General features: G+C 72.0%; 11 protein-coding genes. 8 read left to right on the top strand and 3 right to left on the bottom strand.

From position 1 onward, the window contains the following. The first annotated feature begins 141 nt into the window (after positions 1-141). The 3 genes from D6270_RS04915 (at position 142) to D6270_RS04905 (ending at position 4,015) form a co-directional block, all read left to right on the top strand. Positions 142-1,335: an argininosuccinate synthase gene (locus D6270_RS04915; protein ID WP_015607439.1), complete on the top strand. Its 1,194-nt coding sequence runs from the start codon at positions 142-144 to the stop codon at positions 1,333-1,335. Positions 1,336-1,447: 112 nt separating this feature from the next. Beyond that, positions 1,448-2,875: an argininosuccinate lyase gene (gene argH / locus D6270_RS04910; RefSeq protein ID WP_109166565.1), complete on the top strand. Its 1,428-nt coding sequence runs from the start codon at positions 1,448-1,450 to the stop codon at positions 2,873-2,875. Between the two features lie 168 nt (positions 2,876-3,043). Then, on the top strand, positions 3,044-4,015 hold the full coding sequence (locus D6270_RS04905) for an aldo/keto reductase (protein ID WP_109166566.1): 972 nt from the start codon (positions 3,044-3,046) through the stop codon (positions 4,013-4,015). Positions 4,016-4,037: 22 nt separating this feature from the next. On the opposite strand, the gene helR is transcribed toward D6270_RS04905, so the two are convergent. Together helR and rox are read right to left on the bottom strand one after the other, a co-directional pair. After that, positions 4,038-6,203: an RNA polymerase recycling motor ATPase HelR gene (helR, locus tag D6270_RS04900; RefSeq protein WP_109166567.1), complete on the bottom strand. Its 2,166-nt coding sequence runs from the start codon at positions 6,201-6,203 to the stop codon at positions 4,038-4,040. Positions 6,204-6,325: 122 nt separating this feature from the next. After that, positions 6,326-7,765, bottom strand: coding sequence for a rifampin monooxygenase (gene rox / locus D6270_RS04895; RefSeq protein WP_109166568.1), 1,440 nt, complete (start codon positions 7,763-7,765; stop codon positions 6,326-6,328). Between the two features lie 289 nt (positions 7,766-8,054). On the opposite strand from rox, the gene D6270_RS04890 reads away from it, so the two are divergent. Further along, the gene (locus D6270_RS04890) at positions 8,055-8,606 is read left to right on the top strand and encodes a TetR/AcrR family transcriptional regulator (RefSeq protein WP_109166569.1); all 552 of its coding nucleotides are present in this window, start codon (positions 8,055-8,057) and stop codon (positions 8,604-8,606) included. After that, positions 8,603-10,147 carry an MFS transporter gene (locus tag D6270_RS04885; RefSeq protein ID WP_109166570.1) on the top strand — a complete coding sequence of 515 codons (1,545 nt, stop codon included), beginning with the start codon at positions 8,603-8,605 and terminating at the stop codon, positions 10,145-10,147. The genes D6270_RS04890 and D6270_RS04885 overlap by 4 nt, the downstream gene beginning before the upstream one ends. A gap of 75 nt (positions 10,148-10,222) precedes the next feature. Here the strand turns inward: D6270_RS04885 and D6270_RS04880 are convergent, their stop codons facing one another. Further along, entirely contained in the window at positions 10,223-10,894 is a 672-nt protein-coding gene (locus tag D6270_RS04880; RefSeq protein ID WP_109166571.1) for a lysophospholipid acyltransferase family protein, read from the bottom strand. 277 nt (positions 10,895-11,171) lie between these two features. Between D6270_RS04880 and D6270_RS04875 the strand changes: the two genes are divergently transcribed. The 3 genes from D6270_RS04875 (at position 11,172) to D6270_RS04865 (ending at position 13,530) form a co-directional block, all read left to right on the top strand. Continuing rightward, complete coding sequence (locus D6270_RS04875) at positions 11,172-12,320, top strand: glycerophosphodiester phosphodiesterase (protein WP_109166572.1); 1,149 nt, start codon at positions 11,172-11,174, stop codon at positions 12,318-12,320. Between the two features lie 108 nt (positions 12,321-12,428). Further along, complete coding sequence (locus tag D6270_RS04870; RefSeq protein WP_109167586.1) at positions 12,429-12,989, top strand: sigma-70 family RNA polymerase sigma factor; 561 nt, start codon at positions 12,429-12,431, stop codon at positions 12,987-12,989. Positions 12,990-13,026: 37 nt separating this feature from the next. Beyond that, on the top strand, positions 13,027-13,530 hold the full coding sequence (locus D6270_RS04865) for a GNAT family N-acetyltransferase (protein ID WP_109166573.1): 504 nt from the start codon (positions 13,027-13,029) through the stop codon (positions 13,528-13,530). The last annotated feature ends 13 nt before the right edge of the window (positions 13,531-13,543 follow it).

Genomic DNA, 13,543 nt, shown 5'->3' with positions numbered 1-13,543 from the left:
TGCCAGAGGCCTTCCGGTCAGACAGCGGCGGCTTTTCTCGCCGTGTAAGCCACCCACGCCGCTCTGACCTGGTCTTTTGACAAAGCATACGGAGTACCGCATAGTTATACCCATCAGTGATTGCACCGTAAGGAGAAACCCGTGACCGAGCGCGTCGTACTCGCCTACTCGGGCGGCCTGGACACCTCCGTCGCCATCGGCTGGATCGCCGAGGAGACGGGCGCCGAGGTCATCGCCGTTGCCGTGGACGTCGGCCAGGGCGGCGAGGACCTGGACGTCATCCGCAAGCGCGCGCTCGCCTGCGGTGCCGTCGAAGCCGAGGTCGCGGACGCCAAGGACGAGTTCGCCGAGGAATACTGCCTCCCGGCGATCAAGGCCAACGCCCTCTACATGGACCGCTATCCGCTGGTCTCGGCCCTCTCCCGGCCGACGATCGTCAAGCACCTCGTCGCCGCAGCCAAGAAGCACAACGCCGGGATCGTCGCCCACGGCTGCACCGGCAAGGGCAACGACCAGGTCCGCTTCGAGGCCGGTATCTCCGCGCTCGGCCCCGACCTCAAGTGCATCGCCCCGGTCCGCGACTACGCGATGACCCGGGACAAGGCGATCGCCTTCTGCGAGGAGAAGAACCTCCCGATCGCGACCACCAAGAAGTCCCCGTACTCCATCGACCAGAACGTCTTCGGACGGGCCGTCGAGACGGGCTTCCTGGAGGACATCTGGAACGCGCCGATCGAGGACATCTACGAGTACACCTCCAACCCCGCCACCCCGCGCGAGGCCGACGAGGTCGTCATCTCCTTCAAGGAGGGCGTGCCCGTAGCCATCGACGGCCGCCCCGTCACCGTCCTCCAGGCGATCCAGCAGCTCAACGAGCGGGCCGGCGCCCAGGGCATCGGCCGGATCGACATGGTCGAGGACCGGCTCGTGGGCATCAAGTCCCGTGAGGTGTACGAGGCGCCCGGCGCGATCGCGCTGATCACCGCCCACCAGGAGCTGGAGAACGTCACGGTCGAGCGCGAGCTGGCCCGCTACAAGCGGCAGGTGGAGCAGCGCTGGGGCGAGATGGTCTACGACGGCCTGTGGTTCTCCCCGCTGAAGCGGGCGCTGGACGGCTTCATCAACGAGGCCAACCAGCACGTCACCGGCGACATCCGGATGACCCTGCACGCGGGCCGCGCCGTCGTCACCGGCCGGAAGTCCGACGAGTCGCTGTACGACTTCAACCTCGCCACCTACGACTCGGGCGACACCTTCGACCAGTCCAAGGCACAGGGCTTCATCGAGCTCTTCGGCCTCTCGTCGAAGATCGCCGCGAAGCGCGACCTCGCCTGATCCCTCTCGTTGTACAGCCGCCTCCCCGTCCGCACGCGGCAGGGAGGCGGCCGCATATCCGCACCCGGGCCCACGCCTTGGCCTTCGCCTTAGCTTTTTTGAGGAGCACGCAGTGAGCAGCAACAACGGTGACGTCCGGCTCTGGGGCGCGCGTTTCGCCGACGGACCGGCCGAGGCGCTGGCCAAGCTGTCGGCCTCCGTCCACTTCGACTGGCGGCTCGCCCCGTACGACATCGCCGGCTCCCGCGCCCACGCCCGCGTCCTCAACCAGGCGGGCCTGCTCACCGAGGACGAGCTGACCCGGATGCAGGACGGCCTCGACCGGCTCGAAGCCGATGTCGCGGACGGCTCCTTCACCGGCACCATCGCCGACGAGGACGTCCACACCGCCCTGGAGCGCGGGCTCCTGGAGCGCCTCGGCCCCGACCTCGGCGGCAAGCTGCGGGCCGGCCGGTCGCGGAACGACCAGATCGCCACCCTCTTCCGGATGTACCTCCGCGACCACGCCCGGATCATCGGCGGCCTCATCGCCGGCCTCCAGGGCGCGCTGGTCGGCCTCGCCGAGGCCCACCCGGACGTGGCGATGCCCGGCCGCACCCACCTCCAGCACGCCCAGCCGGTGCTCTTCGCCCACCATGTGCTCGCCCACGTCCAGTCGCTGTCCCGGGACGCCGAGCGGCTGCGCCAGTGGGACGAGCGGACGGCCGTCTCCCCGTACGGCTCCGGGGCGCTCGCCGGGTCCTCGCTCGGTCTCGACCCGGAGGCGGTCGCCGCCGACCTCGGCTTCGAGCACGGTTCGGTCGGCAACTCCATCGACGGCACCGCCTCGCGGGACTTCGTCGCCGAGTTCGCCTTCATCACCGCGATGATCGGCGTCAACCTCTCCCGGATCGCGGAGGAGGTCATCATCTGGAACACGAAGGAGTTCTCCTTCGTCACCCTCCACGACGCCTTCTCCACCGGCTCCTCGATCATGCCGCAGAAGAAGAACCCGGACATCGCCGAGCTGGCCCGGGGCAAGTCCGGCCGCCTCATCGGCAACCTGACCGGCCTGCTCGCCACGTTGAAGGCGCTCCCGCTCGCGTACAACCGCGACCTCCAGGAGGACAAGGAGCCCGTCTTCGACTCCTGCGACCAGCTCGAAGTCCTGCTCCCCGCCTTCACCGGCATGATGGCCACCCTCACCGTCAACCGGGAGCGCATGGAGGAGCTGGCCCCGGCCGGCTTCTCGCTCGCCACCGACATCGCGGAGTGGCTGGTCCGGCAGGGAGTGCCGTTCCGGGTCGCGCACGAGGTCGCCGGCGCCTGCGTCAAGGAGTGCGAGCAGCACGGGATCGAACTCGACCAGCTCACCGACGAGCAGTTCGCGAAGATCTCCGAGCACCTCACCCCGGAGGTCCGCACCGTCCTCAACGTGCGCGGCGCCCTCGCCTCCCGCGACGGCCGGGGCGGAACGGCCCCCTCCGCCGTCGCCGTACAGCTCGCCGAGGTGAAGAAGGACCTGGAGGCGCAGAACGCCTGGGCCACCGCGCGCCGCTAGCCGCACCGTGCGTGCCGGGGTGCGCCCGGCGTACGTACGGTGACGGCGGACCCATACGTACGGTGACGCCGGACGCGTACGTACGGTGTCGTCGCAGGTGTACGAAAGGTGTCGCGGGCTACGTTGACCGGGGTAGGAGTATCCGCAACCGACCCCGAGGAGCCCGCGATGCCCTTCACCGCCCTGGCCACCGCGACGACCCCGACCGCCCACATCGGACTGGGCCTCGCAGCCGTCGGGAGGCCCGGATACATCAACCTCCACCGCGACCGGGACTTCTCCGACGGCCGGGACGTGGAGGACCTGCGCGCCCGTACGCACGAGCTGCTGGACGCGGCGTACGCGCAGGGCGTCCGGTACGTCGACGCCGCCCGCTCCTACGGCCGCGCCGAGGAGTTCCTCGGTGAGTGGCTGGACGCCCGGCCCTCCTTCACCGACCTCGTCGTCGGCTCCAAGTGGGGGTACACCTACACCGCCGACTGGAGCACCGACGCCGAGGCCCACGAGGTCAAGGACCACAGCCTCGCCACCTTCGAGCGCCAGCGCGCCGAGACCCGCGAACTCCTCGGCGACCGACTCGACCTCTACCAGATCCACTCGCTCACCCCGGACAGCCCGGCCCTCGCCGACAAGGAACTCCACGAGCGCCTGGCCGCCCTCGCCGCCGACGGGGTCGCCGTCGGCTTCTCCACCAGCGGCCCCCACCAGGCCGACGCCATCCGGGCCGCGCTCGCGCTCACGGTCGACGGCAACCCCCTCTTCCGTACGGTCCAGGCCACCTACAACGCCCTGGAGACCTCGGCCGCCCCCGCCCTCGCCGAGGCCCACGAGGCCGGGCTCACCGTGATCGTCAAGGAGGGCATGGCCAACGGGCGCCTGGCCGGGGACGAGGCGCCCGCGGTGTTCCGCGAGATCGCCGCCGACGCGGGGGTGGGCGGCGACGCGGTGGCCCTGGCGCTCGTCCTGCACCAGCCCTGGGCCGGGGTCGTCCTCTCCGGAGCCGCCACCGTCAACCAGCTCGCCGGGAACCTGCACGCGGCCGTCGTCGACCTCGACGAGGAGCAGCGGGAGCGGCTGGAAGCCCTGGTGGAGGAGCCGGAGTCGTACTGGCGCCACCGCGCGGCCCTGCCCTGGCACTGATCCGCCAGGCCCCAGGAGCTCGTCAGCCCGTCAGGACGACGAGCTCCTGGGTCGCCCGCGTCATCGCCACGTACCGGTCGACCGCCCCCTCGACGCCCTCACCGAACGCCTCCGGGCCGACGAGCACCACCAGATCGAATTCGAGGCCCTTCGACAGCTCAGGCGTCAGTGACCGCACCCGGGACGTCCCCCGGAACGTCGGATCGCCGATGACACAGGCGATCCCCTCCGCGTGCGCGGCGAGCCAGGTGTCCAGGACCGACGCCAGGTCGCCCACGTGCCCGTGCACGACGGGCCGACCGCCGGAACGGATCGACGTCGGCACATTGGCGTCCGGCAGCACGGCCCGGATCACCGGCTCGGCCTCCGCCATGACCTCCTCCGGCGTCCGGTAGTTGACGGTCAGGGAGGCCAGAGCGACCCGGTCGAGACCGACCCGCTCCAGCCGCTCCCGCCACGGCTCGCTGAACCCGTGCCGGGCCTGGGCGCGGTCCCCGACGATGGTGAAGCTTCGCGACGGGCACCGAGCCAGCAGCATCTGCCACTCGGCGTCGGTCAGCTCCTGCGCCTCGTCCACGACGATGTGCGCGAACGGCCCCGCCAGCCGGTCCGGTTCGGTGCCGGTGGAAGCGGCCGGGTCGACCAGGGTGTTCTTCATGTCCTCGCCGCGCAGCATCACCAGCGCGCCCTCGCTGTCCACATCGGCGTCGACCAGGGTCTCGTCCGCGAGGATAGCGTCGATGACCTGGGCCATGCCCGCGCGTTCGGCGGCCACGGCCGCCTCCTGCCGACGTCTGCGCCGCCACGCCTCCGGGTCGCCGACCCGCTGCCGCGCCGCGTCCAGGACCGGCAGATCGGAGACCGTCCAGGCCTGCGGGTCCGCGCGCTGCAACAGCCGCACCTCGTCCCGGGTGAGCCAGGGGGCGGCCATGCGGAGGTAGGCGGGGACCGACCACAGGTCCCCGACGAGCTCGGCCGCGTCCAGCAGCGGCCACGCCCGGTCGAAGACGGCGGCCAGCTCCCTGTCCTGCCCGAGCGCCTTGCGGAGGAGATCCGGGGAGACGTCATCACCGTCGTGCTTCTCCACCAGCAGCGTGAGCAGCTCCTCCCAGACCTGGTCACGTGCCTCGTTGTGTACGGCGCCGGGTCCGGCCGCCTCGAACGCCACGGCCCAGTCGGCGGCGGTGAGCCGGAGACCGGACCAGGGCGTGGTGACCGTCAGGGTTTCGGTGGGCGGCTCCTCGTAGAACCGGACGGCCGCCTCGACCGCCCGCACCAGCTCCGCCGACGCCTTCAGCCGGGCCACCTCCGGGTCGGCCTCGGCCGCCGCCGTGGCGCCCTCCTCCACCAGGTCCCGCAGGGTGCACGTCCGGACGCCCTCCTCCCCGAGGCTCGGCAGGACATCGGCGACGTACCCGAGGTAGGGCCGGGACGGCCCGACGAACAGGACGCCGCCCCTGCGGTGGGCGAGGCGCGGGTCGGCGTACAGGAGGTAGGCGGAGCGGTGCAGGGCGACGACCGTCTTTCCCGTCCCTGGGCCGCCGTCCACCACGAGCGCGCCCCGGGAGCTCGCGCGGATGATGGCGTCCTGGTCGGCTTGGATGGTGCCGAGCACGTCCCGCATCCGCTCCGACCGGTTGGAGCCCAGGCTCGCGATGAACGCGGACTGGTCGTCGAGTGCGGCATGCCCGGCGAAGGCGTCCGGGGCGAACACCTCGTCCCAGTAGTCGCTGATCCGGCCGCCCGTCCAGCGGTAGCGGCGGCGGCTCGTCAGGCCCATCGGGTGGGCGTGGGTGGCGCCGAAGAAGGGCTCGGCGGCGGGGGAGCGCCAGTCGACCAGCAGCCGGCGGCCCTCGCGGTCGGTGAGGCCGAGCCGGCCGACGTAGACGGGGCCGGAGCCGTCCTCGGCGACCATGCGCCCGAGGCACAGATCGAGGCCGAAGCGGCGCAGGGTGCGCAGGCGGGCGGTGAGCCGGTGGATCTCGGCATCCCGGTCCATCGCCTGCCGACCCGTGCCGCCGGGTGCCCGGCGCTCGGCGTCGAGGCGGCCGGTCAGCTCCGCGATCGACTCGTCCAGGGTGCGGCCGATGGCCGCGAAGTGCTGCTCGTCGGCGGCGATCAGGGCCGGGTCGGCCTTGGGGGAGAGGCGGTCGGGGAGGTGGAATGCGCTGGTGGGGAGGGGGTTCACGGCGTTCGTTCCGTTCCGTTCCGGAGTGTCGGCGTGGTGGGTGGTGGGTGGTGGGGGCGGTGCGGGTCCGGCCGGTTCGCCCCACCGGTGCCGGGGGCCGTAGCCAGGCAGGCCCAGCCGGTTCACCCCCCTGCCGGCGCTCCGAACCACCGGGACAGCGCGCCGGCCAGCTCCCCCTGCTCCTCGCCCACCCACGCCACATGCCCGTCCGGCCGCAGCAGCACGGCGGGCGCGTCCAGCTCCTCCGCCGGGTCGACTACGTGGTCGACCCGGTCCGCCCAGCCCGCCACCGACAGCGCGCCGGTCCCGTCGAGGAGCAGGCCGTGGCCCCTGTGCATCAGCTCGTAGAGGCGGCCACCCCGCTCAAGCCGCACGTCCCGCAGTCGCCGGCCGAGCAGCTCGTGGCCCTCGCCGAGGTCGTAGCGGATGTCCACGGCGGTGATCATGCCGGTCATGTACGCGTTCACCTCCTCGAAGTCCAGCAGCCTCGCGAACAGCTCCCGCAGCGCGGTCGCCCCCGGACTCGTCCCCAGCAGCGTGATCTGCGCGCGGGTGTTGTCCAGCACGCGGGCGCCCACCGGGTGCCGTTCGGTCTGGTAGCTGTCCAACAGCCCTTCCGGCGCCCATCCGTTGACCTCGGCGGCCAGCTTCCACCCGAGGTTGAACGCGTCCTGCACCCCGAGGTTGAGCCCCTGCCCACCGGTCGGCGGGTGGATGTGCGCGGCGTCCCCGGCCAGCAGCACCCGCCCCACCCGGTACCGCTCGGCCTGCCGGGAGGCGTCCCCGAACCGGGAGAGCCAGCGGGGTGAGTGGACGCCGAGGTCCGTACCCGCGAGCGCCCGCAGCCGCTCCTTGAACTCCTCCAGGGTCGGCGCGGCCGCCCGGCCCTCGGAGACCCCGGCGGCGGGCACGATGACGCGGTGCGTCCCGTCCCCGTTGGGGATGGTGCCGAACCGCAGCTGGGTCTTGCGGACCTCCGCCACGACGGCGGCGACCACCTCCGGGTCCTCGGCGATCTCCATGTCACCGAGCAGCGTCTCGACCGTGGCGGGCTCACCGGGAAAGGCGATGCCCGCCTCCTTGCGCACCACGCTGCGGCCCCCGTCGCACCCGACGAGGTAGCGCGAGCGCAGCCGCGCCCCGTCCGTCAGCACGACGGTCACCGCCTCCTCGTCGGCGGACTGGCTGACCCCGGCCACCTCGCAGCCGGGCCGGAGCTCGGCCCCGAGCTCGGCGGCCCGCTCGCGGAGCAGCCGCTCGGTGACCGGCTGGAGCGTGGAGAGGCCGTACGGGTGCGCCGTGTCCAGCCGGTCCGGCCACGGCTTCTGGATGCCCCCGAAGAAGCCGCCGACCTGGAACGTCTCGCTCACCGCGAGGAACCGGTCCAGCAGCCCGCGCTGGTCCATCACCTCGACGCTCCGCACATGCAGACCGCGCCCCCGGGTCTCCCGGGTCGGCTCGGCCAGCTTCTCCAGTACGACGGTCCGCACCCCGGCCAGCCGCAGTTCGCAGGCCAGCATCAGGCCGGTCGGTCCACCGCCGGCCACGATCACGTCGATCATCACAGTTCCGCTTCCGTCGACGTCGAATTCCCGAAGCCCGTCCTCCGTGACCCGGCTTCGGCCGTCGATTCTGCGGCATATGGGGGGTCTTGCGGCAAGACCCCCCATGCGCTATAAGTTAAAAGTGGCAAGGAGTGGGTTCGCCTCCTGCCGCCCCCACTGCTCGAAGGGCATGCTCGAAGAGCATCAGCTCCTCGCGGCGCCCGTCACGCACCCCCGCCTCGCCCCTCTGGGCTGCCGCGTTCCCGTCGGTGAGACGTTGATGTCTCACATGGGCTAAGCTCGTCTCATGACTCTCGACCGTGAGCAGGTGCTGCGCAGCGCCGCCGCCCTGCTGACCCATAAATCGACCGCCACCATGGACGAGGTCGCCAAAGCAGCCGGGATCGGGCGCGCCACCCTCCACCGCCACTTCGCCGGAAGGGACGCGCTGGTGAGGGCGCTGGAGGATCTCGGTGTCCGGGAGTTCGAGGCGGCCCTGGACGCCGCCCGACTCGACGAAGGCACCTCCGAGGAGGGGCTGCGCCGCCTCATCGCGGCCGTCGAACCCGGCGCCGGCCTGCTCGCGTTCCTCGTCACCGAGAACCAGCTCTTCGAGGGCGACCAGGTCAACGAGGGCTGGAACCGGGCCGACGCCCGGGTCTCCGCCTTCTTCCGCCGCGGCCAGGAACGCGGCGAGTTCCGTATCGACCTGACCCCCGCCTGGCTGACCGAGGCCCTTTACGGGGTCATCGGAGCCGGCGCCTGGGCCGTGCAGGCGGGGCGGGTCGCCAGACAGGACTTCCCGTACATGATCGTCGAGCTGCTGCTCGGCGGAGCCCGCCGGAGGGTGGAGCAGTGACCAGCATCGACCAGCACCCGAAGACCACGGACGACGTGCGCCGCCCCGGACGGTGGATCGCGCTCGCCGTGCTCGTCCTCGCCGTGCTGCTGGTGGCCGTCGACGCGACCGTCCTCGGCCTCGCCACCCCGTTCCTCAGCGAGGACCTCGCCCCCACCGGCAACCAACTGCTCTGGATCGGTGACGTCTACTCCTTCGTCATCGCCGGCCTCCTCGTCTCGATGGGCTCCCTCGGCGACCGCATCGGCCGCAAGAAGCTGCTGCTGATCGGTGCCGTGGCGTTCGGCGCGGTCTCCGTGCTCAACGCGTACGCCACCACGCCCGAGATGATGATCGTGGCCAGGGCGCTCCTCGGTGTCGCGGGCGCCACCCTGATGCCCTCCACCCTCGCCCTGATCCGCAGCCTCTTCCACGACCCGCGCGAGCGCAGCCTCGCCATCGGGATCTGGGGCGCCATGGCGTCGGCGGGTGCGGCGGTCGGGCCGGTGGTCGGCGGCTTCCTGCTCGAACACTTCTGGTGGGGTTCGGTCTTCCTGATCAACCTGCCCGTGATGGCCGTCCTCGTCGTCGTCGGCATCAAGCTGATCCCGGAGTCGAAGAACCCGGCGCCCGGCCCGTGGGACATGCCCAGCGTGGGGCTCTCCCTGGCCGGCATGATCGGGATCGTGTACGCCATCAAGGAGACGGCCTCGCACGGGGTGGGCTGGGGCCCTGGAGCGGCGGCCGTGCTCGGCGCCGGTGCGCTCACCTGGTTCGTCCGCAGGCAGCTCCGCCTGCCCGCGCCCCTGCTGGACATGCGGCTCTTCCACCACCGGGGCTTCTCCGGCGCGGTCCTCGCCGACCTGCTGACCATCCTCGGCCTGTCGGGACTGGTCTTCTTCCTCTCCCAGTTCCTGCAACTGGTCCAGGGCCGGGGGCCGCTGGAGGCAGGACTCGCCGAACTGCCCGCCGCCGTCGGCGCGGTGACCGCCGGTCTGCTGGCCGGGTTCGCCGCCCGCCGGTTCTCGGTGCGCTCGGTCGTCGCCGGCGGACTCGGCGCGGTCGGGCTGGCGCTTGGCACGGTGACCCTCCTCGACCAGCACACCGGCTACCCGCTGCTCGGCTCCATGCTGCTGGTCGTCGGCGTCGGCGCCGGATTCGCCTTCACCGTCACCGCCGACGTCATCCTCTCCAGCGTTCCGCAGGAGCAGGCCGGTTCGGCGTCGGCCGTCTCGGAGACGGCGTACGAGCTCGGCGCCGCCCTCGGCATCGCCCTGCTCGGCTCCATCGTCACCGGCGTCTACCGGGGCTTCCCGACCCCGGCGGGCATCCCGGCCGATGTCGAGTCGGCGGCCCACGAGTCGCTCGGCGGGGCGGTCGAAGCGGCCTCCGCCCTGCCCGCCGCCCAGGCGGGTCCGCTGATCTCGGCGGCCCAGGAGGCGTTCGTGGACGGTATGCGGTCCGCCGCGGGTGTCGGGTCGGCGGTGCTCCTCGCGGCGGCGGTCGCGGCCTGGTTCCTGCTGCGGGGCCAGAAGCTGGAGGACGGGATCGAACACCCCTAGGAGGTCGTCACGCGGAAGGGCCCGCACCCGGTGAGACCGGGGTGCGGGCCCTTCCGCTTACAAGGCTCCACAGGGTCAGGCGGCCTTGGCCTTCGTCGCGTACATGTCCACGTACTCCTGGCCGGAGAGCCGCATCACCTCGGACATCACCGAGTCGGTCACCGCCCGCAGCACATAGCGGTCGCGGTCCATGCCCTCGTACCGGGAGAACTCCATCGGCTCGCCGAAGCGCACCGTGACCTTGCCCGGCCGGGGCAGACCCGCGCCGCCCGGCTGGAGCTTGTCGGTGCCGATCATGGCGAACGGGACCACCGGGGCGCCCGTCATCAGCGTCAGCCGCGCGATCCCCGTACGACCCCGGTAGAGCCGGCCGTCGGGGGAGCGGGTGCCCTCCGGGTAGATCGCGAAGGCCTGGCCCTCCTCCAGGACCCGGCGCCCCGTCATCAGCGCCGCGACCCCGCCCCGGCCGCCGTCCCGGTCCACCGGGATCATGCCGCAGCCGGTGAAGAACCAGGCCATCAGGCGCCCCTTGAGCCCCTTGCCGGTCACGTACTCGTCCTTGCCGATGTAGAACACCGGCCGGTCGCAGCAGACCGGCATGATCATCGAGTCGATGAAGGTGAGGTGGTTGCCCGCGAGGATCACCGGCCCGGTCCCGGGGATGTTCTCCACGCCCTCCACCTGTGGGCGGAACATCAGGCGCAGAATCGGTCCGAGCACTGCCTTGATGACCGTGAGACGGGACAACGGTTCCTCCGGTGTCGTGGCCGGGCCGGCCGGGGCGAGTGAAGTGGTGCGGGGGTGGTGCGCGGTGGTGTCCGGTGGTGCGAAGTGTTGGACTGTGCAGGTGAGGACGATACTCGCGGGTATGCACTGATCGCACATCGGGCTCACGGAGTGGATACGCGATGTTGACGTGTGTTTCCGCCGTGTTCGCCCCCGATCCGCCCCGCGGACCGGCCCGGCTGCCTACGATCGGGCCCCGCCCGACAGATGTCAGGACAGCACCGAGCGAGGAGCATTCATGACGGAGCGTGTGACCGGCACTCCCGGACGGCGGGCCCTTCTGGGCGCGGCCGTCCTCTCCACGGCGGCCCTCGGCCTCCCGGGCACGGCACAGGCCGCCGAGCGGGGACGGGGCGGCCACGGCTCGCTGCGGGACCTGCCCGTACCGACGGTCATCGGCCACCGCGGAGCCAGCGGCTACCGCCCCGAGCACACCCTCGGCTCCTACCAGCTGGCCCTGGACCTCGGCGCGCACATCGTGGAGCAGGACCTCGTGCCGACCAAGGACGGCCACCTCGTCTGCCGGCACGAGAACGACATCACCGGCACCACGGACGTCGCCGACCACCCCGAGTTCGCCGGCCGCAAGGCCACCAAGAAGATCGACGGCGTCAGCTACACCGGCTGGTTCACCGAGGACTTCACCCTCGCCGAGCTCAGGACCCTGCGGGCCAAGGAGCGCATCCCCGGCAACCGCCCCGACAACACCCTCTACGACGGCCGCTGGACCATCCCCACCTTCGAGGAGGTCCTGCGCTGGGCCGATCAGGAGGGCCGCAAGCGGGGAAAGCCCGTCTGGCTGTACGTGGAGACCAAGCACCCCACGTACTTCCGGAGCCTGGGCCTCGGCCTGGAGGAGCCCCTCGCCCGGCTGCTGCGCCGCTTCGGCCGGGACCGCAAGAACTCCCCGCTCATCCTCCAGTCCTTCGAGCCCGGCTCGGTCCAGCGCCTCGCCCGGCTGGTGGACACCCCGCGCATCGTGCTGCTCTCCGGCCCGACGACCCGCCCCTGGGACTTCGTCGAGTCCGGCGACCCGCGCACGGTGGCCGACCTCGTGACCCCCGCCGGGCTGAAGTGGATCGCCTCCTACGCCCAAGGCATCGGCCCCACCCTCGACCTCGTCATCCCCAAGGACGCTTCCGGCCGCCTCACCAGGCCGACCACGCTGGTGAAGGACGCGCACGCCCGAGGCCTGCTCCTGCACCCGTACACGCTGCGCAACGAGAACAGCTTCCTGCCCGCCGACTTCCGGCGCGGCACCGACCCCAACGCCTACGGTGACGTCTTCGGCGCCGCCGCCGCGTACTTCGCCACCGGCATCGACGGCATCTTCTCCGACCAGCCGGACACCGCCCTGCTCGCGGCGGCGGACTTCAACGGGCGCTGAGCCCCCTCGTACGGGCCCGGCGTCAGCCGCCGGGCCCGTACGTGCCCCGGTCGAGTGGTGCCGGACGTGCGGGACAACCGGCCGTACCACCACCACGTTTCCCCGGGCATGACGCTTCTCGATCATGAACCCCGCCGGACCGCCGGCACCGACACCGCACACGTCGTCCACGCGTTAGCACCCCTGGTCCGCGCGGAGGCGGGGGCGGAGGCGCCCGCCTCCGGCCTCGACCCCGCCGACCTCGAACAGACCGTATGGCTGCGGCTCCTGGAACGCCCCGCCCCTGCCGTGCCGCCCACCGACCCCGCCCGTTGGGTCCGCGCCACCGTCCGCGCGGAGGCCCGCCGGGGACGCCGCACCCTCAGGCGGGAGCGCCCCTACGCCGGAACGGAACCCGCCGCTCCGACCGCCGGTTCCCCGGAACGGGCCGCGCTCGGGGCCGCCGAACGCCGGGCGCTCCGCGCCGCGATGGCCCGGCTGCCCGCACGCTGCTCCCGGCTGCTGGAGGCGATGCTGGCGCCGACCGACCCGACCTACCGCGAAATCGCAGGGGAGTTGGGTATGTCACAGGGGAGTTTGGGCCCGATCCGTTCCCGTTGCCTTGGATGTCTGCGCAGAATGCTGGCGGCGGAGGTTGTCGCCCCTGAAGTGCGGGGAAGAGGGCGGTAGGCAACCGGGCGGACAGGTGAGCGGGAGGCGTGCACACATGGGCATGAGCGTGATCATCTCGGCGGCGACGACACAGGACGTGGAGCAGATCTTCCGGCTCCAGTACCTCTGCTTCCAGCGCGAGGCCGAGCTGTACGACAACTACCGGATCGACCCGCTCGTCCAGACCCTCGACGCGGTGCGCGGCGAAGTCGCCGACGACCTCGTGTTCGTGGCCCGCCTCGGCGACGAAGTCGTGGGCTCGGTACGCGGATTCACCGACCCGGACGGTACGGGCCAGATCGGCAAGCTCTGTGTCCACCCCCGGCTCCAGGGGCACGGGCTCGGCACCCGGCTGCTGAACGCGGCGGAGGCGGCCCTGGCGGCCGACCGCGCGGCCACCCGCTTCCGGCTGCACACCGGACACCGCAGCGAGAGCAACCTGAGGCTGTACCGGCGGGCCGGCTACGCCCAGGTCGGCAACGCCACGGGGACGGACGGCGTCCGGCTCATCCTGCTGGAGAAGGAAGCGGCGGCCCAGGAGTTCGTGGCCAGCGCCTGATTTCCGGGTCCGG

It is taken from the genome of Streptomyces griseus subsp. griseus (assembly GCF_003610995.1).
In the GTDB taxonomy this organism is placed as follows: domain Bacteria; phylum Actinomycetota; class Actinomycetes; order Streptomycetales; family Streptomycetaceae; genus Streptomyces.
This window is presented reverse-complemented; position numbering and strand designations above follow the sequence as displayed.

Excerpts from the sequence above, each read along its gene's own strand:
- D6270_RS04905 (WP_109166566.1), top strand. The coding sequence starts at position 3,044 with ATGCCCTTCACCGCCCTGGCCACCGCGACGACCCCGACCGCCCACATC.
- rox (WP_109166568.1), bottom strand. The coding sequence starts at position 7,765 with ATGATCGACGTGATCGTGGCCGGCGGTGGACCGACCGGCCTGATGCTG.
- D6270_RS04890 (WP_109166569.1), top strand. The coding sequence starts at position 8,055 with ATGACTCTCGACCGTGAGCAGGTGCTGCGCAGCGCCGCCGCCCTGCTG.
- D6270_RS04875 (WP_109166572.1), top strand. The coding sequence starts at position 11,172 with ATGACGGAGCGTGTGACCGGCACTCCCGGACGGCGGGCCCTTCTGGGC.
- D6270_RS04870 (WP_109167586.1), top strand. The coding sequence starts at position 12,429 with ATGACGCTTCTCGATCATGAACCCCGCCGGACCGCCGGCACCGACACC.
- D6270_RS04865 (WP_109166573.1), top strand. The coding sequence starts at position 13,027 with ATGGGCATGAGCGTGATCATCTCGGCGGCGACGACACAGGACGTGGAG.